21 protein-coding genes and 1 tRNA gene are annotated in these 26,578 nt (G+C 37.2%); 11 read left to right on the top strand and 11 right to left on the bottom strand.

Annotated features, from left to right (window positions below; genetic code table 11):
• The first annotated feature begins 14 nt into the window (after positions 1-14).
• Positions 15-1,364 (top strand): thioredoxin family protein, encoded by a 1,350-nt coding sequence (locus tag LK994_RS02795; protein ID WP_229761365.1) that lies wholly within the window; start codon positions 15-17, stop codon positions 1,362-1,364.
• Between the two features lie 8 nt (positions 1,365-1,372).
• Here LK994_RS02795 and LK994_RS02790 read toward each other — a convergent pair whose 3' ends face one another.
• The 7 genes from LK994_RS02790 to LK994_RS02760 form a co-directional block, all read right to left on the bottom strand.
• A complete protein-coding gene (locus LK994_RS02790) occupies positions 1,373-2,596 on the bottom strand; it encodes an FtsX-like permease family protein (RefSeq protein WP_229761364.1) in 1,224 nt (407 codons plus the stop codon).
• A 95-nt stretch (positions 2,597-2,691) separates the two neighbouring features.
• On the bottom strand, positions 2,692-3,060 hold the full coding sequence (gene rbfA / locus LK994_RS02785) for a 30S ribosome-binding factor RbfA (protein ID WP_229761363.1): 369 nt from the start codon (positions 3,058-3,060) through the stop codon (positions 2,692-2,694).
• Positions 3,061-3,190: 130 nt separating this feature from the next.
• The gene (locus LK994_RS02780; protein ID WP_229761362.1) at positions 3,191-4,042 is read right to left on the bottom strand and encodes a TraR/DksA family transcriptional regulator; all 852 of its coding nucleotides are present in this window, start codon (positions 4,040-4,042) and stop codon (positions 3,191-3,193) included.
• 1 nt (position 4,043) lies between these two features.
• Positions 4,044-7,397: an isoleucine--tRNA ligase gene (ileS, locus tag LK994_RS02775; protein WP_229761361.1), complete on the bottom strand. Its 3,354-nt coding sequence runs from the start codon at positions 7,395-7,397 to the stop codon at positions 4,044-4,046.
• A 549-nt stretch (positions 7,398-7,946) separates the two neighbouring features.
• Positions 7,947-9,356 (bottom strand): bifunctional UDP-3-O-[3-hydroxymyristoyl] N-acetylglucosamine deacetylase/3-hydroxyacyl-ACP dehydratase, encoded by a 1,410-nt coding sequence (locus LK994_RS02770; RefSeq protein WP_229761360.1) that lies wholly within the window; start codon positions 9,354-9,356, stop codon positions 7,947-7,949.
• Positions 9,357-9,392: 36 nt separating this feature from the next.
• Positions 9,393-10,436 (bottom strand): UDP-3-O-(3-hydroxymyristoyl)glucosamine N-acyltransferase, encoded by a 1,044-nt coding sequence (gene lpxD / locus LK994_RS02765; protein WP_229761359.1) that lies wholly within the window; start codon positions 10,434-10,436, stop codon positions 9,393-9,395.
• A gap of 93 nt (positions 10,437-10,529) precedes the next feature.
• A complete protein-coding gene (locus tag LK994_RS02760; protein ID WP_229761358.1) occupies positions 10,530-11,717 on the bottom strand; it encodes an HD domain-containing protein in 1,188 nt (395 codons plus the stop codon).
• A gap of 183 nt (positions 11,718-11,900) precedes the next feature.
• Here LK994_RS02760 and porX point away from each other — a divergent pair, with 183 nt between their 5' ends.
• The 5 genes from porX to LK994_RS02735 all read left to right on the top strand — a co-directional run bounded on the left by porX (position 11,901) and on the right by LK994_RS02735 (position 17,003).
• Positions 11,901-13,457, top strand: coding sequence for a T9SS response regulator signal transducer PorX (gene porX / locus LK994_RS02755; RefSeq protein WP_229761357.1), 1,557 nt, complete (start codon positions 11,901-11,903; stop codon positions 13,455-13,457).
• 208 nt (positions 13,458-13,665) lie between these two features.
• Positions 13,666-13,935, top strand: coding sequence for a hypothetical protein (locus LK994_RS02750; RefSeq protein WP_229761356.1), 270 nt, complete (start codon positions 13,666-13,668; stop codon positions 13,933-13,935).
• 98 nt (positions 13,936-14,033) lie between these two features.
• On the top strand, positions 14,034-14,813 hold the full coding sequence (locus LK994_RS02745) for an MBL fold metallo-hydrolase (protein WP_229761355.1): 780 nt from the start codon (positions 14,034-14,036) through the stop codon (positions 14,811-14,813).
• Positions 14,814-14,851: 38 nt separating this feature from the next.
• Positions 14,852-15,790: a helix-hairpin-helix domain-containing protein gene (locus tag LK994_RS02740; protein WP_229761354.1), complete on the top strand. Its 939-nt coding sequence runs from the start codon at positions 14,852-14,854 to the stop codon at positions 15,788-15,790.
• A gap of 73 nt (positions 15,791-15,863) precedes the next feature.
• On the top strand, positions 15,864-17,003 hold the full coding sequence (locus tag LK994_RS02735) for an acyl-CoA dehydrogenase family protein (protein ID WP_229761353.1): 1,140 nt from the start codon (positions 15,864-15,866) through the stop codon (positions 17,001-17,003).
• A 2-nt stretch (positions 17,004-17,005) separates the two neighbouring features.
• Here the strand turns inward: LK994_RS02735 and LK994_RS02730 are convergent, their stop codons facing one another.
• Positions 17,006-17,158 (bottom strand): hypothetical protein, encoded by a 153-nt coding sequence (locus LK994_RS02730; protein ID WP_229761352.1) that lies wholly within the window; start codon positions 17,156-17,158, stop codon positions 17,006-17,008.
• 59 nt (positions 17,159-17,217) lie between these two features.
• Positions 17,218-19,455: a RelA/SpoT family protein gene (locus LK994_RS02725; protein WP_229761351.1), complete on the bottom strand. Its 2,238-nt coding sequence runs from the start codon at positions 19,453-19,455 to the stop codon at positions 17,218-17,220.
• Positions 19,456-19,533: 78 nt separating this feature from the next.
• Here LK994_RS02725 and LK994_RS02720 point away from each other — a divergent pair.
• The 4 genes from LK994_RS02720 to LK994_RS02705 all read left to right on the top strand — a co-directional run bounded on the left by LK994_RS02720 (position 19,534) and on the right by LK994_RS02705 (position 22,748).
• Positions 19,534-19,615: transfer RNA gene (locus LK994_RS02720), tRNA-Leu, on the top strand.
• 100 nt (positions 19,616-19,715) lie between these two features.
• Positions 19,716-21,086, top strand: a complete 1,371-nt coding sequence (gene tig, locus LK994_RS02715) for a trigger factor (RefSeq protein ID WP_229761350.1) — start codon at positions 19,716-19,718, stop codon at positions 21,084-21,086.
• A gap of 268 nt (positions 21,087-21,354) precedes the next feature.
• Entirely contained in the window at positions 21,355-22,047 is a 693-nt protein-coding gene (locus LK994_RS02710) for a ClpP family protease (protein WP_229761349.1), read from the top strand.
• Between the two features lie 80 nt (positions 22,048-22,127).
• The gene (locus LK994_RS02705) at positions 22,128-22,748 is read left to right on the top strand and encodes a ClpP family protease (RefSeq protein ID WP_229761348.1); all 621 of its coding nucleotides are present in this window, start codon (positions 22,128-22,130) and stop codon (positions 22,746-22,748) included.
• A 78-nt stretch (positions 22,749-22,826) separates the two neighbouring features.
• On the opposite strand, the gene LK994_RS02700 is transcribed toward LK994_RS02705, so the two are convergent.
• Positions 22,827-23,795 (bottom strand): zinc metalloprotease, encoded by a 969-nt coding sequence (locus LK994_RS02700; protein ID WP_229761347.1) that lies wholly within the window; start codon positions 23,793-23,795, stop codon positions 22,827-22,829.
• 78 nt (positions 23,796-23,873) lie between these two features.
• Entirely contained in the window at positions 23,874-25,094 is a 1,221-nt protein-coding gene (locus LK994_RS02695; RefSeq protein WP_229761346.1) for an ATP-binding cassette domain-containing protein, read from the bottom strand.
• Between the two features lie 196 nt (positions 25,095-25,290).
• Here LK994_RS02695 and clpX point away from each other — a divergent pair, with 196 nt between their 5' ends.
• Complete coding sequence (gene clpX / locus LK994_RS02690) at positions 25,291-26,532, top strand: ATP-dependent Clp protease ATP-binding subunit ClpX (RefSeq protein ID WP_229761345.1); 1,242 nt, start codon at positions 25,291-25,293, stop codon at positions 26,530-26,532.
• Positions 26,533-26,578: the final 46 nt, after the last annotated feature.

Genomic DNA, 26,578 nt, shown 5'->3' with positions numbered 1-26,578 from the left:
ACCTAACCACTTATATGAGACTAACAAAAGTTGCTTGTTTTATCGCATTGATTTTGACCTATCCTTTTTTTGTAAACGGTCAAGTGAAATTCAAGAACTTACAATATCAGGCAGCTCTTCAAAAAGCTGCAAAAGATGGTAAATTACTTTTTGTTTTTGTTCCAACTCCGGATTGTGTAGTATGTAAGGACATAACACTTAAAAATTTTTCGGATGCAGCCCTGAGCGATAAAATAGCAAAGGATTTTATTGCTATTACTTTATCAACAAAAGATATTTCTTACACAACGTTAACCGATCATTTTGACAGAGCCAATACCGGAGGTATTTTATTTATTGGTCCCAAAGGAAATGTACTGCATCAATTGGCGTATAACAGCTCAACTTCAAAAGAATATATAAAAGCCTGCGATAAAGCAATATCAAATAAGGCAGGGATGGACAGTTTGGAAGTGCTGACAAAAGAATACAATGCAGGGAATACAGATATTACTTTTTTAGAAACATATATTAATAAAAGAATTGACCTGGGATTAGATATTGATGATCTTCTTGATGAATATGCAACACTTGTTCCAAAAGATTCATTAATGTCTTCTTACAGAATAAACTCATTTATCATGGAGCATGTTTCTATATACGGATCAAGTGCTGATGATGCATGGCATACCAGCAAGTCTATGTACAAAGAAGTATGGTATAGAACCGATCGAAAAGTTCGTTCAGCGGTAAATAAAAGGGTTCGTATCAAATCGATGGCCAAAGCAGTTAAAGAGAAAAATGATAATTATGCATTACGTGTGATCCGTGCATTTACTGAGGGGAATTCTATTAAAAAATCTAAAACAGCACAAAAGAATTATTCACTTTATTGTGCAGATTATTACTGGGCTGTAAGAGATACCCAGTCATATATTTATAATGCCAAAATTTATATAGATCAATATATTAATAATGTTTTGTTGGATTCTATCAGGGCCTGGGATAAAAGACAGATAGAAAAGACAACTGCGAATGTTGATTCTTTAAATGATAGTGTGGAGGTCCCGACACAAACATTTGCAAAGTTTTATGCTTCAACGCTTAACCAGCATGCCTGGAATTTTTATAAGGCAGCAAAAAAATCTACCGATCTTAGAAATGCCAGTTATTGGAGTTTGAAATCACTTGAGCTGGAGGAAAATGAAGGATTGTATTGGGATACATACGCAAGACTTTTATATGTGCTCGGCGATAAGATCAAGGCAATCGATGCAGAAAAGAAAGCAATTGACCTGGTAACAAAAAAAGGGTACAGCTATACGGCCGAAGATTTCAAAAAAGTATTGAAAAATATGCAGTCAAATAAAACTACGATTGATTAGGTTTCTGATCAACGCAATTCAATCGGTTGATTAGCAGCTTTTCGTGCAGGTAGCCATGATGCAAAAAATGTAATGAGTAATACGGTAATGGTAACCAGTGCAAAATCTGTTACCTGCAGTTTCACCGGAAAATAATCGATCAGAAAAGAACCTCCCTGTAATTTTACCAGTTTGTATTTCATTTGTAGCATACAAATAATACTGGCCAAAATAACGCCTGTAACAGCCCCTATAACACCTAGTAATAATCCTTCACTAAGAAAGATCTTGTAGATCATTTGTTTATTGGCGCCCATACTTTGCAACACACTAATGTCTTTTTGTTTTTCAAGAACGAGCATTGTTAAAGCACTGATCATATTAAAAGCAGCAATGATCAATATCAAAGTAAGTACGCCGTAGATGAACCATTTTTCCAATCTCATGGTAGTATATAAACTAGTGTTCTGCTGATATTTTGTTTGTACAGTATACTTACTCCCTAATAAGTTTGATAGATCTTGTTGTGCTTGCTTTGGATCAACTTTGCTATTAAGCCTGACTTCAGCTGCACTGAATTCATTTTCAGTAAAACCCATTTGTTGTTTTACAAAATCAATATTGGTAATAGCATATTTACTATCAAAATCCTGCTGGATCATAAATACACCGGTTGCTGTAACATTTCCTTCGCTTAACGCCTGCAATGGGTCAGTAACCTGCGTAACGCCTTTTTTAGGTAAGATGAGGGTAAGTACAGATGGCGCAAATGCCCCGTCAACATTAATTGCAGCGGCATTTTGTACGCCATAACCAACTATCAGTCCGGGATCTTCTGCAGTACCGGTATTAAATTTACCCTGCACTGTTTTACCCGGTACACCACTAACGTTTAAAAAATTATTATCTACACCTTTCAGGTAAACAATTGCCTGGGCATCTTCATTCTTTATTAATGCTTTTTCTTCGGCAATCAGTGAAACTGCGTTTATTCCTTTACGTTGTTTGATGGATGATATCTGCTCGGGAGTAAGTGTAAATGTTTTGCCTTTGGCAGGAATTATTTTTACATCTGCATAAAAAGATGCGTAGAGCGATTTTACCAGGTCTTCAAATCCATTAAAAACGCTTAATACTAAAATCTGGCAGGTAGTGGCAAAAGCAATTACGCCTACTGTAACCCAGGCGATGATGTTGATAGCGTTGGCACTTTTTTTTGCTTTAAAATATCTCCAGGCGAAACGTAAATACATTCGTAGTTATTAGTTGGAGGTTTGAGGTTGGAGGTAGGAAGTATGTTTCTAAGTTAAAGGTCCCTAACCTCCAACCTCAAACTTCCAACTTCCAACTATTTGTCTTTTTCTTCTTTCTTTATCTTTTCAAACAATTCTTCCATTTTGAAAACATAATCCAATGTATCATCAATAAAGAATTTTAATTCCGGAATACTTCTTAATTGATGACGAACACGGGTACCGAGTTCTTTTCGGATCTCTTTATTTTTTTCTTCAAATTTCAATAGTGCAGCCTGAGTATCTTTTACCTGAAACATGCTCAGGTATACTCTTGCCTCAAAGAGGTCGGGAGTGATTTTTACGTTTGCAATAGAGATCATTCCACCATCCATCATATTTAATCCCATACGGCGAAAAATATCATTCAACTCTTCATTGATCAGGCCTGCTACTTGTTTCTGACGTTTGGTTTCTGCTTGCATTGTATTGTGTTTGTACTTGTAAAGTTATACAGTTTATTGCTATAAACCGATTACTGAAATTTGCCTGCACATTAAAATAAAAGTGGAGAACTGCTTTCACAATTCTCCACTATCAATTATCAGTGATCAATTATTTTACTGCTCCCATTTTAGCTTCTATGCTTAATGTTGCATGAGGTACTGCACGTAAACGGGCTTTGTCAATTAATTTGCCTGTTACACGGCAGATGCCGTAAGTTTTATTTTCGATACGCATGATCGCTTTTTCCAGATGGTCGATGAAAGTGATCTGACGACTGGCCATTTGGCTCAATTGTTCTCTTTCCATGCTTAAACTGCCATCTTCCATGGTCATGTAGCGATTATCTGTATCATCACCACCCATTTCATCTTTACGGGTAATTAGTCCGTGTAAGTATGAAAGTTCTTTTTTCGCAGCTTCCAGCTTGCGCAATATAAGCTCCTTAAACTCAGCCAATTCAGGATCGCTGTAACGCTGAGAAGGAGCGCCTGGATCTTTCGGAGCCTTATCCAAAACAGATTTAGTAAAATCTGGCTGGTAGGTACGTACTGTTTTAGTAGATATTTTTGGAATAACTACAGGCTTTGGCGCAGGCACTTTAATGTCCTTTGCTTTAACCGGCGCAGTTACTTTAGCCGGAGCAGCCGGCTTAGGCGTTGCTTTTGCTTCAACTTTTTTTGTCATAGGTTTTGGTGCTGCCTTTTCGGGACTTTTTTTAACTACCGTTACTTTTTTAGGGGCCGGTGCTGCAGCTTTTTTTGCAGGAGCCGGTGCCGCCTTTTTAGGAGCAACTTTTTTGGGCAGTGGTTTAGCGGATTTTGGAGTAGGTTTTGCCACCTTTTTAGGGGTAGGTTTAGCAGCCTTTTTAGGGGCAACTTTTTTAACAGGCACAGCTTTTTTAATGGGTTTAGCCGTTTTTTTTGCAGCAGGCTTGGCTGCTACTTTCTTTTTAGTTGCCATACTACTCTCCTTTTTTATAAACGTTGACTTTTAATATGGCTTCGTTCACTTCTACCTCAGATCCACCGGTTAAAGTGGGTAAAAAGACAAGCGAATCTGCCAAAATTTCGCCGCAAATATAATCTTTAAATTGAATTAAAGATGCTTGCAGCCCTTGATTTTCCAATACTTCTACAATTATTTTATCCGTTAGTTCAAATCCACTGTCTTTACGGATATTCTGAATCTTGTTTACAAATTCTCTTGCATCACCCTCTTTTTTCAGCAATTCAGTAATAACTACGTCCAAAGCTACGGTTAATGATCCTTTAGAAGCCACTTCATAACCCGGTATTTCATCTGTTGAAACCTCCAGATCTTCACTGGTGATATAAATTGCGTCTACCCCCTGGGTCTGGTAATCCGGATTCAGCAAATATTCACCTTCCTGTACCTTATCAATGGTCGCATTATCAAATGTAGCGATTTGTTCCGCAGCCCATTTCATTTTTTGTCCTAATTTTTTACCCAATGTTTTAAAATTGGCTTTTGCCTTTTTCTGGATAAAGTCGTTATCTGCATTCAGAACATCTACTTCCTTGATATTTGTTTCTGCTTTAATGATGTCTTCCACCTGTTTTATCCTGGCAGCCATTTCACTATCCATTGCAGGAATAAATACTTTTTGCAGTGGTTGACGAACTTTGATATTTACCTTTTTTCTTAATGATAAGATAAGCGATGAAGCATCCTGCGCCAGTAACATTCTTTTTTCTAGATCAGTATCTATAACAGTATCGTTTGCTACAGGGTAATCGGTATGGTGTACCGATTCGTTGGTAAATCTGTTAGAAACCTCATTCAGGTTATTGAATAACCAATCTGCAAAGAATGGGGCAATAGGTGCCATTAATTTGCTCAGTGTTTCTAAACATTCATACAAAGTTTGATACGCACAAATTTTATCATGTTCGTATTCTCCTTTCCAAAAGCGACGACGACAAAGACGCACATACCAGTTGCTTAACAACGAATCTACAAACTCCTCAATAGCACGGCCAGCCTGGGTTGGTTCGTATTCATCAAAACTTTTCTGTGTCGTTTTTATCAGGGTGTTTAAAGAAGATAATATCCAGCGATCAATTTCCGGTCGGTCTTTTACAGGGATGTATGCTTCTTTAAAAGTAAACCCATCAACATTTGCATACAGTGCAAAAAACTGATAGGTGTTGTATAATGTTCCGAAGAATTTTCTTTGTACTTCTTTGATGCCTTCTGTATCAAATTTTAAACTATCCCATGGGGATGCGTTGGTGATCAGATACCATCTTGTGGCATCAGCACCATAACTGTTAATCGTTTCGAAAGGATCAACAACATTCCCTAAACGCTTACTCATCTTATTGCCATTCTTATCCAGCACCAAACCGTTACTGACAACCGTTTTGTAAGCCACAGAATCAAATAATAACACACCTAAAACGTGTAAAGTATAAAACCAGCCACGGGTTTGATCAACACCTTCTGCAATAAAATCTGCCGGGAAATTTTGTTTGAATGTTTCTTTATTTTCAAAAGGGAAATGCCATTGTGCGTAAGGCATTGCACCGCTATCAAACCAAACATCTACCAGATCAGAAACTCTTTTCATTGGTAAGCCTTTATCACTTACCAATACAATGTCATCTACATAAGGCTTGTGCAGATCGAGTATGCCTTCATGTAAGTAATGCTTGTTTGTTTCGCCACCTAAAATTGCAGAGGCTTTTTTTATTTCATTGTTCAGTTCTTCAATTGATCCAATGCATTTTTGTTCTTCTCCATCTTCTGTTTTCCAGATGGGCAAAGGAGTGCCCCAATAACGGCTACGGCTCAAATTCCAATCCACCATATTTTCTAACCAGTTACCAAAACGGCCGGTACCGGTAGCAGCGGGTTTCCAATTGATGGTTTTATTCAACTCAACCATTCTGTCTTTTACTGCTGTGGTTTTGATGAACCATGCATCCAGCGGATAATAAATAATGGGCTTATCAGTACGCCAGCAATGAGGATAATTATGTTCGTATTTTTCTACTTTAAAAGCCCTGTTCTCTAATTTTAATTTTACGGCGATATCTACATTGACATCTACATAATCTTTTTCGTCTTTATAATTTTTTACATAACGGCCGCTGAATTCACCCACACCATCTACAAATTTCCCTTCTCTATCCACTAAGGTTAAAATACCCAGGTTATTTTTCTTTCCAACTTTAAAATCATCTGCGCCAAAAGCAGGAGCAGTATGTACTATACCAGTACCATCTTCTGTAGTAACAAAACTATCTGTGATAACTTTAAATGGTTCTGCACCCGGAGTTATTTCCTGAATCTTTTCCAAAGTATTTGCTTCAGAAGGAAGAAGTTGTTCGTATTGAACACCCTCCAGATCTTTTCCTTTGAATTCACTCAAAATTTTCCAGGGCAATAATTTTACTGTTGCATTGTAATTTTCGAAATCACCATTTTCTCCTTCTGCTTTAAAGTATTTGCCAACCAAAGGTTTTGCCAAAATCACATCGATAGGAAGATGAGTATAAGGATTGAAGGTTTTAACCAGGACATAATCTATGGCAGGTCCAACAGTTAGGCCAAGGTTAGAGGGTAATGTCCACGGTGTTGTCGTCCAGGCCATCAAGAATACATCTCCATTCACATTATGAATGTTGAATTTTGAGTTTTGAATTACCCGGAACATTACTGTTGCGCTTGTATCCTTCACATCTTTATAAGTACCCGGCTGATTTAGTTCATGAGAAGATAATCCAGTGCCAGCTGCAGGAGAGTAGGGCTGGATGCTTACACTTTCGTATAGATATCCTTTTTTATATAATTCTGATAAACACCACCATAAGGTTTCAACATAATTATTTTCAAAAGTTACATAAGGGCTGTTCAGGTCAACCCAATAACCCATCTTTTTGGTAATATCGTCCCATTTGTCTTTAAATTTTAATACTTCTCTACGACAGGTGGCATTGTATTCTTCTACAGATATTTTTTTACCGATATCTTCTTTGGTAATGCCCAATAATTTTTCAACGCCTAATTCTACTGGCAAGCCATGAGTGTCCCATCCGCCTTTACGTTTTACCTGAAAACCCTGCATGGTTTTGTATCGGCAAACCAGGTCTTTCAGCGTCCTGCTGATCACATGGTGAATACCCGGCATACCATTCGCACTTGGGGGGCCTTCGTAAAAAACATAAGGAGTTTTGCCTTCTCTCAGGTCAACGCTTTTTTCGAAAGCACTATGCTCTTTCCATTTGGCCAATATCTCTTCTCCTATATTGGGTAAGTTAAGCTGTTGGAATTCTTTGTATTTGGTACTCATATAATTATTCCGGGCATCGGGTCCGACCTATGGTCTGACCAGTTAAAAATGGCTGCAAAGGTAGTGAAATAGCGTTGTTTATGGCAAATAATAGCAATGCTTTGTTTGCAAGGAGTTGGTTCGCAGGAGTATGCACTTTTTGTAGAAAATTATTTTCCTGAATTTTCCACAAAAATAGTTTTTGGCATAGTATTGGCTAAGTATTATTATAGAGGAACGCAATAAAAATACTATTCGAAATTATTATATGAGGCGGAGAGAAAAGTGAGCAAGTAAGTTTTTGCTAGTTTAGGGTTTTATTAAGGTAAAGACGGGGATAGTCTTATTCCCGTCATTTTTATAGGCCCTTTAAAAATTTTTAAGTTTCGTTTTAAGGTCCGATATCTACCAACCATTTCCAATCCAATATTCATTAAAAGCTACATGTATCTACAGACGTTGTTTGGTAAAGCTATTTAAGATTTTCAAAAATCCTTTGAAATTAAAAAATCCACCATATGGTGGATTTTTTAATTTCTGTCTATTTAGTAAACGATATAATAATGGGAACTATGTACTGCGTTTAACTAACTGAGCAGTCAGGTCGCCTTCGGTACAAAGTTTATTGCCTACAAAAACGCTTCCTCTCATTACACAAATACCCCTGCGAATCGGCTCTAATAGTTCCATTTTTAATAACATGGTATCTCCGGGGATTACTTTTTGCTTGAATTTGCAGTTTTCTATCTTGATGAAATAAGTGTCATACTCACCTTCTGGCATTGCATTTATACAAAGAATACCGCCAGTTTGGGCCAGCGCCTCAATTTGCAATACCCCCGGCATAACCGGATTACCCGGAAAATGTCCCTGAAAGAAAAATTCATTAAAGGTTACATTCTTAATGCCTACTATATGCTTTTCAGAAAGTTCCACTATTTTATCTACCAACAAAAAAGGATACCTGTGCGGCAGTGTTTTCTCTATTTGCTGTAACGTATATACAGCCGGCTGGTTAGGGTCATAAACAGGAATATCTTTAGTATGCCTGTTCTTTTTAATGTATTGTTTTATTTGTTTGGCAAAAGCCACATTGCTGCTATGTCCTGGTCTGTTAGCAATAATATGCGCTTTGATTGGGAAGCCAATCAAGGCAAGGTCTCCGACAATATCCAGTAATTTATGACGGGCAGGTTCATTTGGAAAACGCAATTCCAGATTATTCAAATAACCGCCGCTCTTAACTTCTACTTTCTCTTTACCAAAGGCTTTTGCCAATCTTGCCATTTCTTCGTCAGTAATGGGTTTATCAACCACTACTATGGCATTATTGATATCACCACCTTTGATCAGGTTATGCTCGAGCAACAACTCTAATTCATGCAAAAAGCAGAATGTTCTGCAAGGAGCGATCTCAGTTTTAAAATCTTTGATAGATTTAAGTCCGGCATGCTGTGTACCCAACACAGGAGAATTAAAATCTATCAACGTAGTTATTTTAAATTCAGTAGCAGGAAGCGCTGTTATTTCTACTCTTTTATCTTCATCGTAATAAGAAATATTGGTATCAATGGTGTACCATATCTTAGCCGCGTCTTGTTCGGCTACTCCTGCTTCTTCGATGATTTCTATAAAAGGCTGGCTGCTACCGTCAATGATAGGTACTTCTGGCCCATTTAATTCGATCAGGCAATTATCTACGCCCATTCCTACCAATGCTGCTAAAATGTGTTCTACAGTGCTTACTTTAACATTACCGGATTCCAGTGTCGTGCCTCTTGAGGTATCAGTAACCAGGTCACAATCGGCTTTGATGATGGGCATGCCAGGAAGATCAACTCTTTGAAATTGAAAACCAAAGCCAACATTGGCTGGTTTTAGTACCATATCTACATTTATACCCGTATGTAGGCCTGTGCCCGAAATGCTGGTAGATGCAGATAATGTATGTTGTTTATCTATATTGAAATTTGAGGTCATGCTTATTTTTTTTATGTAAGAGGTGCAAAGGTACTTTTATTTTTTTTCTGTCAAATCCTTTACCAATTGTTCCAGTTCTTTTAGTCTTTTTTCCATCTCAGGCAATTTCCTGGCGATGGCCTGGCTTCTTAATGCTGCCGTGTAATCATAAGCAGGAGAACCAGTTACAGCGGTATTGGGCGTTTTGATAGATTTACTTACACCGCTTTGTGCATTTATTTTAGTGCCATCGGCAATTTGTATATGGCCTACGATACCCACCTGTCCGCCAATCATGGCATTTTTTCCGATTTTTGTGCTGCCGCTAATACCAGATTGAGCTGCAATAACTGAGTTGCTGCCAACTTCTACATTGTGGGCAATTTGTAAAAGATTATCCAGTTTAGCCCCAGATCGTATAATGGTACTTCCGATTGTAGCCCTGTCAATAGTGGAGTTGGATCCGATCTCAACATTATCTTCTATGATTACATTACCAATTTGTGGTACTTTTCTAAAACTACCATCTGCTTGCGGGGCAAATCCAAATCCGTCTCCGCCAATTACGGTACCGGCATGAATGGTTACATTTTTTCCTATAATACAATTGTGATAGATCTTCACTCCGGGATGAATGATAGAATTGTCTCCGATAACAACATTATTGCCAACATATGCATTAGGGAATATCTTAACACCGCTGCCAACAATTGCTTTTTCACCAATATAAGCGAATGCACCGATAAATACATTCTCCCCAATTTTTGATGTGGCATCTATATAAGCAGGTTGTTGTATACCGCTTAACTGTTGTGTTTGAATCTGCTGGTATTTGTCTAACAATGTAGCGAAGGCTGTATATGCATCCGGCACACGAATAAGTGTTGCTTTAACAGTTTCTTTTAATTCCTGAGCATCGTTTATAATAACAATAGAAGCTTTGGTGGTATATAAAAATTCTTCGTATTTAGGGTTAGCTAAAAAAGCTAACTGACCTTCAATGGCTTCCTCAATTTTGCCAAAGGATGCCACAGAAGCTTCCGGATTACCTTCTACTTTGCCATTGATCATCATGGCTATTTGTGCTGCGGAAAATTGCATATTTCTGGTTCGTAGTTTTTAGTTATTAGTTCATAGTTTTTAGTTTGGTGTATTTCTGTTAATTCGAAACTGTAAACTAAAAACAACAAACTATTATCTGCAATAACAAATGTAATATTTTTTCATCTTGCCCCTAAGATTTTGATTGATAAGTGCATTATCAACTTCTGAAATGTCTTTTACAGTACCATCTTTAAATAATATATGAATATGTTCGTCTTCAAAATTGTATGTACTGCTGGAAGCTTCACCTGTAAATACCAGCCAACTTGCTTCCTCCGTTGAGAGGTGCAGTTTATCGGCGGCTTCTTTAGTTTTTTCTTTCAAAAAGTCCTCATTCACAGGCTCTGCAAAGTATTTTACTTTTAACAGGTCACGGTTTATAATGCCTTTACACAAAAAAGATAAAATTTTGTCCGGATGTGTACTCCATTCTTTAATAGCGGTCAGCACATCATTGTCATCAATATTACAGAATTCTTCCAGTGTGATCTTTTTTGTAGTACCCGGTTCATTAATGAATTTAAGCAGGATGGTCTTTGTGTCGGCTTTAATATACTTGGCTCTCTTGATGATGCGTTGTAACATTTGCTCTGCACACAAAACAGTTTTATGCAGGTATACCTGCCAGTACATCAATCGTCGGGATACTAAAAATTTTTCGATAGAGTAAATACCTTTTTCTTCTACCATTAATTCACCGTTGTGAACTGTGAGCATTTTTAAAATTCTGTCATATCCTATCACTCCTTCACTTACACCACTAAAAAAACTATCTCTGGTTAGATAATCCATTCGGTCAACATCCAGTTGTCCGCTGATCAATTGGTATAAATATTTTTTATGATAAGTGTTGGTGAAAATATCAATAGCCAATTGTAGTTTACCATCAAACTGTTTGTTCAATTCCTTCATGATCAATAAAGAAATTTCTTCATGATGCATACCTTCTATCAACACATTTTCCAATGCATGGCTGAATGGTCCGTGGCCAATATCATGTAACAGAATGGCGATTTTAGCAGCCTGCTCTTCTTCTTTTGTAATATCAACCCCTTTACTTTTAAGTTCATTTAGTGCATTGTACATTAAATGGTAAGCCCCTAATGAATGATGCAGCCTGGTGTGTACCGCACCGGGATATACCAGGTGTGCCATCGCCATTTGGTGTATCCGGCGAAGCCGCTGATAATAGGGATGAGCAATGATTGTAAAAATCAACTCATCATCAATAGTAATGAATCCGTAAACGGGGTCGTTAATTATTTTTCGGAAAGGCATCAATAAGTTTACAGTTTATAGTTTCTGGTTGTATCTTCAAGTTGAACATATATAATGTTAAAAGATTTACAAAGCTAAATAAACCTTATCAGCATAAATATAAAAATTTAGATTTGTACAACTTTGCCTTCATAAAGTAAGGCTTGCCTGCAAAAGCACCTGAATAAATACTAAAATACACACATGAGCATAGCGAAAATTCTTTGGGTAGATGATGAGATCGATAGCCTTAATTCTCAGATCATGTTTTTGGAGAATAAAGGCTATGAGGTAGCAACCAAAACAAATGGTTTTGATGCGGTTGAATATGTAAAAGAAAATATTGTAGATGTTGTTTTGCTGGATGAGACCATGCCCGGCATTACCGGTTTGCAAACGTTACAGCAGATAAAAGAATTGAAAAATAATTTGCCTGTGGTGCTGATCACCAAAAATGAAGCAGAGAATTTGATGGATGAAGCCATCGGCTCCCAGATCAGTGATTATCTGATAAAGCCTGTAAATCCAAATCAGGTATGGCTGAGTTTGAAAAAATTGATTGATAATAAAAGGTTGGTTGCGGAGAAAACAACTTCAGCTTATCAGCAGGAGTTTAGAAGTTTGTTTATGGCATTGAATGACAATCCTGATTATAATCAATGGATGGATATTTATAAAAAACTGGTGTATTGGGAATTAGAGATGCAGAAAAGCGACAGTCCGGAAATGCAGGAAGTTTTTCAATCCCAAAAATCCGAGGCCAATACAGAGTTCTTTAAATTTATTTCTAAAAATTACTCCAGCTGGGTTGGCCCTAAAAGTACTGATGCGCCTATTATGAGCAATACGTTGATGAAATATAAAGTGTTGCCACATCTTGAAAAAGGAACGCCATTGTTTTTTGTATTGATAGATAATTTGCGATACGATCAATGGAAAACCATTCAGCCGATCTTCGCAGAGAGTTTTCGCATTCAGGAAGAGGAAACTTTTTATTCGATATTGCCCACAGCAACTCAGTATGCCCGTAATGCAATATTTGCTGGTATGTTACCTATAGATATTGAAAAACAATTTCCGGTACAATGGAAAAATGATGATGAAGAGGGGGGAAAGAATATGTTTGAAGAAGACTTTTTTAAAGCTCAACTGAAAAAATTGGGTAAAGGAGACCTGAAATATTCTTATACAAAGATCACTAATAATCAAGACGGGCAGAAACTGGTAGATAACATACACAATATGATGCAAAATGACATCAATGTCATTGTTTACAATTTTGTTGATATGTTGAGTCATGCCCGTACCGAAATGGAGGTATTAAAAGAGCTGGCCGGCGATGAGACAAGTTATAGAAGTATAACACATAGTTGGTTCGAACATTCCCCACTGCATCAGGCACTTAAAAAAATTGCAGATAAAAAAATAACATTGATAGTTGGTACAGATCATGGAAGCGTAAGGGTAAAAACACCTGCTAAAGTGATTGGAGATAAGCAAACAACAGCTAATTTACGATATAAACATGGCAGAAACTTGAATTATGAGGCAAGAGATGTATTGGTTTTCAGGGATCCGAGAGAGGCCGGTTTGCCGGTTCCGAACGTAAATTCTTCCTTCATTTTTGGCAAAAGTGATGTGTTTCTTTGTTATCCAAACAATTACAATCATTTTGTAAACTACTACCGCAACACTTTTCAGCACGGGGGTGTTAGTTTGGAAGAGATGATCGTTCCTGTTGTGAGGATGACAAATAAATAACCCCCTTCGCTCCCTAAAGGGGGAACTTTTAGGAGTTATTTAGAATGAAGTATTTTTGGAATATTAGTAAGATAAAAAATGGCTTTAGAAGAAGTAAGTAAAATTTAATCCACAATTTGTGGAGAATCTTTTTTTTTATTACTCTTATTATAGAGGAAGTTGCATTGAAATTAAAAGAGCTAAAAGCCCCTTTAGGGGTTGGGGTACTATGAAATACACACAAACTACATTAGACAAAATAGAAAAGATTGCTGAGGAATGCGGTTATGTAATTCGTTACGAAAGAGGCAATTTTCAAAGTGGCTATTGCATTTTACAGGCTAAAAAAGTGGTGGTATTAAATAAGTTTTTTCAAACAGAAGGAAGGATCAATACCCTCATAGACCTTATGCCACAACTGGAAATTAATTTCGATGCGTTGACTCACGAAAGTCAGAAAATGTATGACGAAATAATGAGTCTAGAAGCACATAAATAAGCAATACGCTTTTGCAATAAACTAATTGTACCAACTTTTCCTATTAGTTTGAAATTCTTAATTGTCAATTGTCTATTGCCAATTGTTTATTTTTGCTCATGCACTGCCCTCCACTTAAAATAACTTTTCTAGGTACCGGCACCAGCACTGGTGTTCCAATGATCGCATGCGATTGTGAAGTTTGTACCTCTGCAAACAAAAAGGACACTCGTTTACGTAGCAGTATTTTAGTAGAAAGCAGCAATACTTCTTTTGTAATAGATACTACACCTGATTTTCGATATCAGATGTTAAGAGAAAAGGTAAAAAAGCTTGATGCAGTTTTATTTACCCATCCTCATAAAGATCATGTAGCAGGATTGGATGATGTAAAAGCATTCAGTTATTTTTCCGGGAAGGAAATGCAGGTATACGCTAATTCATTAACTGAAGAAGCGTTGAAGAGAGAGTTTGCTTATGTTTTTGCGGATAAAAAATATCCCGGTATACCGCAGATCAATTTAAATACGATTGACATTACTCCTTTTTATATTGGAGATATTCCCATTGTTCCTATTCTGGTGTGGCACTTAAAAATGCCGGTACTTGGCTTCAGGTTAGGAAAGTTTACCTACATAACCGATGCCAATAGGATAGAAGAAACTGAAAAAGAAAAAATCAAGGGAAGCGAGGTAATGGTGATAAATGCCTTACGTCACAAAGAACATATTTCTCATTATAATGTGGAAGAAGCTATTGCGTTGGTAAAAGAGGTAGAAGTGCCGGCAGCATATTTTACCCATATTAGTCATCAATTGGGCAAACATGATGATATTAACAGAGAATTGCCGGATGGTATAGCACTTGCTTATGATGGCTTGCAACTATTATTCGATTGATTGCGTCAATAAGGTAATTATCACTGATACATTACTTTATGATAAAACAATTCATTTCCGAATACCTGACCTTCACAAAAAAAGAACGTGTTGGGATACTTATTTTACTTTTTCTTATTTTATTGGTTACAGTTAGCCCCTTTGTATTTCACTTTTTTATCAAACAGGATAAAAATGATTATGCTGCATTTAAAAAAGAAATTGCAGCATTACAGGTCAAACAAGTTGATAGTGTTGGTAAATATGCATCAAGGGATTTCAATGAAGACGATCATCAAAACTTTTATCAACCTTCTGAAAAAAAATATCCAACAAAGGGAGAGTTGTTTTACTTCGATCCAAACTCATTGGATGAATCTGGTTGGAAAAGATTAGGACTCAGGGATAAGACAATTGCCACAATAAAAAATTTCACCACCAAAGGCGGTAGGTTTCGTGTACCGGAAGATATTGGCAAAATATGGGGCTTACATGAAGATGAAGTAGAACGGTTGTTGCCATATGTGCAGATCCAACAGGTTGCATCTGCACCAAAGTATGAAAGTAAAAAATTTGAGAAGACCACCTATTCTCCATCTATAGTAGATATAAACCAGGGCGACACCACCGCCTTCATTGCACTGCCCGGCATTGGGAATAGCCTGGCCCGACGCATAGTTGCTTTTAGAGAAAAATTGGGTGGATTTTATAGAATAGAACAGGTAGGAGAAACCTTTGGGTTGCCTGATTCTACCTTTCAAAAAATAAAACCAAGATTAGTGCTTAAAACAGCAGCCATTAAAAAATTAAATATCAATACAGCTACTCTCGAAGAGTTAAAAGCGCATCCTTACTTGCGGTACCTAATAGGGAATGCGATTTTTCAGTACCGAATGCAACACGGAAAATATGCTTCGGTACAAGATATTAAAAAGATCATGTTAGTTACAGAAGAAGTATACAATAAAGCGGTACCTTATTTAACTGTTACTGAATAATAACTCGGCTTCATAATTGCTGTGTTATAAATAGAATAAATAATTCTAAATTTGGTAAACAACGATCAGCATTATGAATTTTGAACCCGATGAAGTCACCTTACACGTAGCGCAAACAGCCAGAGATTTTGCTGCACAGTATATTAAACCGCATTTGATGGAGTGGGACGAGGCACAGGAGTTTCCTTTACACATCTTTAAAGAATTGGGTAAATTAGGAATGATGGGAATATTAGTGCCGGAAAAGTATGGTGGAGCAGGGTTGGGCTATTTTGAGTACAATGTTATTCTCCAGGAAATTTCTAAAGTTTGCGGTTCTATAGGTTTATCAGTGGCCGCACATAATTCTCTTTGTACCGGCCATATGATGACTTTTGGAAACGAAGAACAAAAACAAAAATATCTTCCTAAGCTAGCTACGGCTGAATTTATAGGCTCATGGGGGCTAACTGAACCCAACTCAGGCAGCGATGCCGGTAACATGAAAACAACAGCCGTTAAAGATGGAGATGATTGGATATTGAACGGTACTAAATGCTGGATCACTCATGGCAAAAGCAGTGATCTGATGGTAGTGATCTGCAGGACCGGGGAACCGAGAGCCAAGGACAGTTCAACTGCGTTTATAGTTGACCGTGGTACACCGGGTTTTAATGCCGGTAAAAAAGAAAATAAGTTGGGAATGAGGGCCAGCGAAACAACAGAAGTGATATTTGATAACTGCCGCATTTCGGATAGTAATAGAATAGGTGAAGTGGGAGAAGGGTTTAAGCAGGCAATGAAAGTATTGGATGGAGGACGTATTTCTATTGCAGCCTTGGCTCTTGGGATTGCAAAAGGAGCATATGAGGCATCTATAAAATATTCAAAAGAACGATATCAGTTTGATCAGCCTATAAGCAATTTTCAAGGCGTAAGTTTTAAACTTGCAGATATGGCTACAGAGATTGCAGCTGCAGAACTGTTAATTGATCTGGCTTGTGATATGAAGAACCGAGGAGTACCCATGACAAAAGAAGCTGCTATGGCAAAATATTATGCCAGCGAAGTTGCTGTAAAAGTGAGTACAGATGCTGTTCAGATCTTTGGTGGTTATGGATATACAAAAGACTTCCCCGTAGAAAAATTTTACAGAGATAGTAAGCTTTGCACCATAGGAGAGGGTACCAGCGAAATTCAAAAGATTGTGATCAGCAGAGAGGTGTTGAAATAAGATCAGCTGTCAGCAGATCCAAACAAATTATCAACCGCACCCGCCATCATCGGAAATTTTTCTTTTACAAAATCTTTAATGGTTTCAACAGCTTTTACTGCTTGTTCGGGAGTGATACCTGCGTTTTCTGTCAGGCGTGTAATTAATTCTTGCATAATATTTTTATTTTGATAATGTTATAAATAATCTCCAATCTTCAACTTCCAACCTCCAACTATTCAGTATCATATCTCTCCACTTTTTCAATTCCGGGCAAAGAAAGTAAGCGGTTGCATAGTGCATCTAGTTCTTCTTTGTCATGCACAAATATTTTCAGGTTGCCATTGAATATACCTTCCTTCGCTTCAATCGTCATTGCTGAAATATTAAATTTCATTTCGCCGCTGATGAGGTTGGTTATTTTATGAATAACGCCTACATCATCTAATCCAACAATTTTTAAACCGGTGAGGAAAGATATCTCTTTATTTTTAGCCCATTTCGTTTTTACTACACGATGTCCGTAATTAGCCATTAGTCTGGCGGCATTAGGGCAATTGGTACGATGAATTTTCAAGCCCTCGCCTGTTGTAACAAAACCAAATACATCATCACCCGGAATTGGTTTACAGCAATTGGCAAGCGTATACATAATTTTATCGCTGCTCTCTCCGAAAATGATAAGTTCTGCATCCTTTTTATTGTATGCTCTATCACCGGTGTCATGTTCATGTTTTTCTTCTACTTCATGCTTTACAGGCTTAGGCAAAAACAATCTGTCGCCAGATGCGGTAAAGTCTTTTAATTCTTTCAGATCGATCTTCTTGATCGCAATATCATATAGCAGATCAAGCGAAGAATGTACTTTATAAAAAACAGCTAATTCTTCCAGATTATGCTGAGTGATCATTCCTCCGATGGCATCTAATTTTTTCTGTAAAATATATCTGCCATCTTCTGCCACTTTTCTTTTCTCTTCTTTTAGGGTATCTTTTATTTTTTGTTTCGCCTTGCTGGTTACAACGAGGTTCAGCCATTCCTGGTTAGGCTTTTGTTTGGCGCTGGTAATAATTTCTATCTGATCACCGCTGCGTAGTTTATGTCCTATCGGAACCAATTTGTGATTCACTTTAGCGCCAATACATCTGCTGCCCACTGCTGTATGCACATTAAATGCAAAGTCTAATGCAGTAGCTCCAACCGGTAACATTTTTACATCACCTTTAGGTGTGTACACATAAATTTCCTCTGCTAAAAAAGAAGTTTTGAAGTCCTGTAAGAAGTCGAGAGAGTTTGCGTCGTTGTTGCTCAATGCTTCTCTGATCTGTCCGAACCATTTGTCAAATCTACTTTCGTCATTGGTTCCTTCTTTATATTTCCAGTGAGCTGCCAGACCTTTTTCGGCAATATCATTGGTACGCTGTGTACGTATTTGTATCTCTACCCACTTACCTTGTGGTCCCATAACGGTGGTGTGTAACGCTTCATAACCATTGCTTTTTGGATTACTCAGCCAATCTCTTAATCTTTCCGGAGAAGGGTTATATTCATCAGTAATCATGCTATACACTTTCCAGCAATCTTCTTTTTCTTTTTCCGGAGCTGCATTTACAATGATCCTGATGGCAAAGAGATCATACACTTCTTCAAAACTCACTCCTTTCTTTTTCATCTTATTCCAGATGGAGTGAATACTTTTTGGTCTGCCGAATATCTCAAAATCGATATCGCTTTTTTCTAATTTATCTTTTATCGGACGAATAAAATCATTGATATACCTGGTACGCTCTCTCCTGGTCTCTTGTAATTTTTGAGCGATCATCTTATACGTATCCGGCTCCAGATACTTCATCGACAGATCTTCCAGTTCTGTCTTGATCGCATATAACCCCATTCTATGGGCTAATGGAGCATATACATAAACAGTTTCACTACTGATCTTTAACTGTTTCTCTCTTTTCATGCTATCCATCGTACGCATGTTGTGCAAACGGTCGGCAAGTTTGATCAGTATTACCCTGGGGTCATCGGTAAGCGTTAATAAGATCTTTTTAAAATTTTCGGCTTGCTGGCTGGTGTTGGCATCCATTACCGAACTTATTTTGGTAAGTCCATCTACGATTTTGGCAATTTCTGCACCAAATTCCCGCTGAACATCTTCCAGATTGATATCTGTATCTTCCACGGTATCGTGTAAAAGTGCACAAATAGTACTACGTACACCCAGTCCGATCTCTTCCACACATATCCTGGCAACTGCCAAAGGATGCAGAATGTATGGCTCACCACTCTTTCTACGCATGGTTTTATGTGCCTCTACAGCCATTTCAAAGGCTGTTCGAAGCAATTCTTTGTCGCCAGTCTTGAGTTTGGGCTTTAATTCTCTGAGCAGACCCCTGTATTGGCGGAGAATTTCCTTTTTTTCTTCCTCATCGTTGAGATTATATTTGGCTATTGGGGCTGTAGTTTCCATTTAGTGTTACGAATTTACGAAAAACAACAATGTAGTTTTAATCTTTTACCAAAAATCCCTACTTTTGCAATCCCAAAACCGGATGTGGCGAAATTGGCAGACGCACCAGACTTAGGATCTGGCGGAGTGATCCATGTAGGTTCGACCCCTATCATCCGGACAAAAGACAGAACCCTCTCTTTAACTGAGGGGGTTTTGTTTTAAAAAGATTAGTTAACAAATATAAAACACAAACATCCTTTTATGGATGTCCACACATTATGGCAACAGTAGCAAGAGAGAACATTGGCTTACTAAATGACAAGATCGTTATTAAAGTTAGTAAAGAAGATTATCTACCAACTTTCGAAAAGAAAATAAAAGATTATACAAAAACTGCCAATATTCCCGGTTTTAGAAAAGGAATGGTTCCGATAGGGATGGTTAAAAAAATGTACGGTGCTGCCATCTATACTGATGAAGTTTTAAAAACTGTAGAGAAAGAACTATACACTTACCTGGATACTGAAAAGCCGGATATTTTTGCACAACCCCTTGCATTAGATGCTGATATCCGCAGCATGGACTTTAATAATCCATCTGAATACGAATTTGGTTTTGAGATTGGTTTAAAACCAGCTTTCGAATTAGCTTCTTTAAGCAAAGCAAAATTGACCTTACACAAAGTAAAAGCTACCGACGAACAAGTACAGGAAGAAATTGTGCGTATGCAAATTAAAGGTGGTAAAATGACTGAACCTGAAACCATCGATAATGAAGAAAATGTATTGAATGTTTTATTTACTGAAAGTGATAAAGATGGTAATGCAATAGAAGGCGGTATCGAAAAAGAAAACTCTGTTATCTTAAAATATTTTACTCCGGCTATTCAAAAACAATTGATGGGTAAAAAGAAAGACGATACAGTTGTTTTTCAATTATCTAAAAGTTTTGATGCAGATAAATTAGAAATGATGTTGCAGGATCTTGGTTTTGCAAAAGATAATAAAGAAGCTGCTGATAAATTTTTCAAACTAACAATTGTAAAAATTGGATTGGTTGAAAAAAGAGAATTGAACGAAGAATTCTTCAATGAGGTTTTTCCCGGGGCATCTATCGCAACTGAAGAAGAATTCAGAAAGAAATTAAAAGAAGAAATTGAACAATACTGGGCAGCTCAAAGTCGTAACCAGCTTCAGGATCAGATCTATCACTTTTTGTTGGATGAAACAAAAATGGAATTTCCTGCAGAATTTTTAAAACGTTGGTTACAAACAGGAAATGCTGAACAACGTAAGACTGCTGAAGAAGCAGAAGCAGAATTCCCAATGTTCAGTAATCAATTAAAATGGACATTGATCAGCGATAAAATTATCAAAGACAATAAATTAGAAGTTACAGCCGACGAATTGAAAGAATCTATGAAGGCTGAAGTAATGCGTTATTTTGGTACAATGAATCTGGGAGATGATATCAGCTGGTTAGATAGTTATATCGACAGAATGATGAAAGATGAAAAGCAAGTAGATGCCAGCTATCGTCGTTTAGTTACAGAAAAGCTGTTTAGTTGGGCTGAAAGCCAGGTTAAACCAACGGAAAAAGAAGTAACTGGAGAAGAGTTGACGGCAATGCAACACAATCATCAGCATTAAATTCCTTCCCCTTAAAGGGAAGCCCGAAAATATCATATTAACCGAAGCAAAAAATGCTTCGGTTTTTTTATTTGTCTGAGTCTGGATTTATAGGATTTTTGGAATGAACAGGATCAGGAGATTTTTGAGTAAGAAATATATTGGGTTTTAGTAGAGTCAAAATTCTATCATATTGTAAATCCTTATTCAGACAAAAAGGCATATTTTTTTTCCAGCACAATATTTGGGTTAATCAATCAACTATATTTGTCATACTAAATTATATCAAATGAATTTTGGAAAAGAATTTGAAAAATACGCTGTAAAGCATCGCAATATCAGCAGTAATACATTGGATAGTTATATCAAACACAATGTAACCAACCTGACTCCTAACATTATTGAAGAAAGACCTATGAACGTAGCCGTAATGGACGTGTATAGTCGTTTAATGATGGACAGGATCATTTTTATGGGATATCCTGTAACGGATGAAGTAGCTAATATCATTACAGCACAATTTTTATTTTTAGAAAGTACCGATCGTACAAAAGATATTCAAATGTATATCAATAGCCCAGGAGGCAGTGTGTATGCAGGTTTAGGGATGTATGATACCATGCAATTCGTAACGCCGGATGTATCTACAATTTGTACGGGTATGGCTGCAAGCATGGCCGCTGTGTTAATGTGCGCAGGTGCAAAAGGGAAAAGAACGGCGTTAAAACATAGTCGTATTATGTTGCATCAACCAAGCGGCGGAGCAGGTGGGCAAGCCAGTGATATTGAGATCACTGTTAGTGAAATTAAAAAATTAAAACAGGAATTATATGCGGTGATAGCCAATCATACCGGTCAGCCGATAGATAAAGTGGCAACAGATTGCAGCAGAGATTATTGGCTTACTTCTACCGAGGCTAAAGAATATGGCCTGGTGGATGAAGTGTTGACCATCAATCCCCGGAAAGCTAAAAAAGATTAAAATTATTTACAATTGATGATTTGGGATTTACGATTTAAAACTAAACTCCTAAACTTCTAAACATTCTAAACTAAATAACAATGAACATACATAGCAAAATCATACGTTTCGACGAAGAGGAAAATCCGAAAGAATTACCGGAAAATCCGATGGAAAAAATGATGAGCGGATGGCAATTCGACAAAAAATTTATTGAACAACGTAAAATATTTTTATGGGGTGTGGTGGATGATAAATCCTGTAAAGACATTACGGCTCGTTTATTATACCTGGAGGCGATCGATCCGGGAAAAGAAATTACTTTTTATATCAATAGTCCGGGTGGTGTAGTAACCAGCGGAATGGTGGTATATGATACTATGCAAATGATATCTAGCCCTATCAGTACAGTATGTATGGGGATGGCAGCCAGTATGGGTAGTATTTTACTAAGTGGTGGTACTAAGGGCAGACGTTTTATTTTTCCTAGTGGAGAAGTGATGATACATCAGCCAAGCGGTGGCGGACAAGGCGTTAGTGCTGATCTGGAAATTATGGCGGAACAAATTTTAAAGACTAAAAAAATGTTGAATGAAATTTTGGCCAAAAATTGCAATCAACCTTATGAAACTGTTGTAAAAAATAGTGACCGTGATTTTTGGATGGATGCAAAAGAAAGTGTTGCCTTTGGAATAGTAGATGGCGTGTTGGATAAATTGTAATCAATATAATAGCTTACTTAATCAAAGAGCCCCGTAAAATTTTACGGGGCTCTTTATATTTCTTTATAATGTTATTTTTTATTGTCCCATTACGGCTCTTGGTCCACCGGCTGCAAATATTGCCAGCATTCTTGATTTTTGTCCGTTGGTAAACATGTACATACAGGCATCATCAGTATAATCCATATAGTTCATGGTCATTTCAGCTTTTTTACCTGTACAAGTGGTTAATTTCGGATAAGAAGGGCAGCCATAATTAGCTGTAGCAGCCACAGGGGTATCATCTACCAGATCGTTGCCACAACTTGCATCACCCCAGATATGACGAAGGTTCATCCAATGTCCTACTTCATGTGTGGCAGTTCTTCCTTTGTTATAAGTAGGGATCAAAGTACCAGTTCTTCCAAAAGCAGAGTATAAAATTACAACTCCGTCTGTTGCAAGATTTCCGCCAGGAAATTGAGCATACCCCAATATACCATTACCTAAATTACAAGACCATATATTCAGATTATGTGTTGGATCAGTAGGATTGATACCTCCCTGAGAGCTCTTCTTCATAGCATCATTAGTACCCCAACTTTTTTTAGTGGTAGATTTTCTTACAACTGAAGCAAGTACAAAACGTACCCCAACAGTAGCATCTACGCTTGAAAACTCTGCAGGAACTTTTGTTCTATCTGCATTCTGATTGTTAAAATCTTCATTCAACACATCAATTTGAGATTGAATTTGAGCCAGTGAAATATTTTCAGCGGTAGTTTTATACAAAACGTTTACTACCACAGGGATCTCTATAACACCATTTACCAACCTAAATCTCAGGGTTCTGGTGAGTGACCTTTTGGTAAATTCTTCAATTTTATTCATTCTGTCTCTGAGGGTGGGGTCGGCTTTCAATTGTTCTTCCAATACATCGTTAGATGCACATTTTCTTTTTATAATTGAATTGTCGGTAGCAGACAAGTCATTTTCGGTTGTGCTAACTTTAGTGCAACTAAATAATAGCATGACCAATGCAAGGGATGCAAAAGCTGTTTTTTTCATTTCAGTAAGTAGTATTAGTGTATGAGTAAAAAAATCGAATCGCACAAAATACACATCTTTTTAGAAAAAACAAATGAATTAACTAATTGGGCCTTTTTTTCCGGTAGAGCCGTTCTTGCCGGGCATTAGCTCAAAAACGAATTTTGGAAGTAATCCGGCTTCTTTTCTATGCGATACATATATTATGGCTGTAGTGCTTTCAATAGCAATTTTATTTACCAATGCTACAAATAAAGCAGTGTCATCATCATCCAATCCTGCAGTAGGTTCATCCAGGATGAGTAGCGGGGGATGCTTAACCATAGCTCGTACGATCAGTATTAATCTTTGATGTCCAAGCGATAACGATAAAAATGCTTTTTGTCTTTTATCATACAACCCGATCAATTGTAGCCATTGTCTGGCTAACTGAAGTTGCCTGTCAGTTGGCACGATGTACAAACCAATAGAATCAAAAAAGCCAGAGATCACCATTTTTTCAATAGAATCCAATCTCGAAAATTGTTGTGCCATTGTTGATGTCAGATAACCGATCTTTTCTTTGATATCCCAAACACTTTCACCACTTCCTTTTTTAGTTCCGAATAATATCAGATCCTGGCCATATGCTTTTGGGTTGTCTCCGGTGATCAATGACAGCAAAGTACTTTTTCCTGATCCGTTAGGTCCGGTCAATTGCCAGAATTCTCCTGAATTAATTTCCCAATTAATATCCTTCACAATTGTCCTGTCTTCGTATTTGATCGTTACGTTATTAAATTTTACCAAAGGATCGTTTTCGATAGGAGCTATGTGGTGTGGAGGAGGAATTGCATCCAAAAAAAATGAAACAATTGTATTTGTAGGAATTTTTTCGTGTAAGATAAATTTACCGTCTTCTAAAAGATAAATGTTTTTTATAAAAGATAAGATATCACTCTTTCTGTTTGCAATTTGGATGATGATAGTATGCTTACTCAGATCAGTAAGGGTATCAACAATAGTCGATTGTGCATTCGCATCGAGGTTGTCAAAAATATTATCAACAACGATATAACCAGGTTGTTTCGAAATAATATAAGATAACAATGCTTTCTTCTTCTCGCCATCAGAGTATTGTTGCAAGCTGTTTTTACTGCCGGTTATCACTTCAAAATGATCATGCCTTATTTCTTCATCAATAAATTGATTCAGTGAGATCTCGGAATAAAGCTCACCCTTTAGCAATGTTAGATCAACAGGGAAATTTCCTGTTAGGAGCTGTTGTATCAGGACTTCTTTATTATCCTTATTTGAAATATGAATAGCGCTATGTTGCATATGGATGACAGGAAGGTGGAAAATACAATTTTTTCTGCTTTTTGCTATAGTTCAATCATATTGAGGCATTTATAGGTTTTGAGAAAACAGATGCATCATTGCGCTTGATAATATTGTCTCTAAAATAGCGTTCTATAGATGATTTAGTATATTTGTGGTATGTTTTGGTAGAAATACCGGGCAATAATTCATAATAATGGCAAAACAACAAACATTACATTGTTCTTTCTGCGGCAGAAGCCGGGATGAGGTGAAGATATTAATAGCAGGTCAGGAAGGGCATATTTGTGAAAATTGCGTAGAGCATGCCCAGGAGATCATTGGTCAGGAGTTAATGATATACCCCGATGCAAAAAATGCTTTGGGTGGTACAGGAAAACTGACTGTTAAGAAACCTCAGGAGATCAAGAAATTTTTAGATGAGTATGTGATAGGGCAAGATGATGCTAAAAAAATATTGGCAGTAGCTGTTTACAATCATTATAAAAGATTGAATCAAAAAGTAGAGAATGATGTTGAAATAGAAAAGAGTAACATCATTATGGTTGGAGAAACCGGTACAGGTAAAACATTGCTGGCAAAATCTATTGCCCGTATGTTGAATGTACCTTTTGCTATTGTAGATGCGACTGTTTTTACTGAAGCAGGTTATGTGGGGGAAGATGTGGAGAGTATGTTGAGCCGATTGTTACAGGCTTGTAATTATGATGTGGCCGCCGCCGAAAGAGGCATTGTATTTATTGATGAAATAGATAAGATCGGTCGTAAAGGAGACAATCCTTCCATCACTCGTGATGTGAGTGGCGAAGGGGTACAACAAGGATTACTTAAATTATTAGAAGGTACAGAAGTATTGGTGCCACCACAAGGAGGTCGTAAACACCCTGAACAAAAATTGGTGAAAGTTAACACACAAAATATTTTATTCATTTGCGGCGGAGCATTTGCGGGCATCGATAAATTAATTGCACGGAGAGTAAATACACACTCTATCGGTTTTAATGTAAACAAAGATCTGCAGCAATACCAGGAAGAAAATATTTTACAGTTCATCAATGCTCAGGATATGAAAGCATTTGGCCTGATACCTGAGCTATTGGGACGTTTACCGGTGATCACTTATTTGAATCCGTTAGATGCGGCAACATTACGCAGCATTTTAACCGAGCCAAAAAATGCACTGATAAAACAATTCACCCGCTTATTTGAAATTGAAGGTATCGAGTTGAAATTTGAACCGGAAGTGTTTGATTTTATGGTACAAAAAGCGCTGGAATATAAATTGGGAGCAAGAGGATTACGAAGCATCTGCGAAAGCATTTTAACTGATGCCATGTACGAGCTTCCATCACAAAAGGTTAAAACATTTGATGTTACATTGGAATATGCTCAGCGTAAATTCAATACAAGTAAAATGAGTTTGCTTAAAGTAGCATAAACAAAAAAATGATATAGAGATGCGATCGAAAGATCGCATTTTTTTT

This window comes from Ferruginibacter lapsinanis (genome assembly GCF_020783315.1).
GTDB lineage: Bacteria > Bacteroidota > Bacteroidia > Chitinophagales > Chitinophagaceae > Ferruginibacter > Ferruginibacter lapsinanis.
The sequence above is the reverse complement of the archived record's forward strand: the minus strand, read 5'-3'. Positions and strand labels throughout refer to the sequence as shown.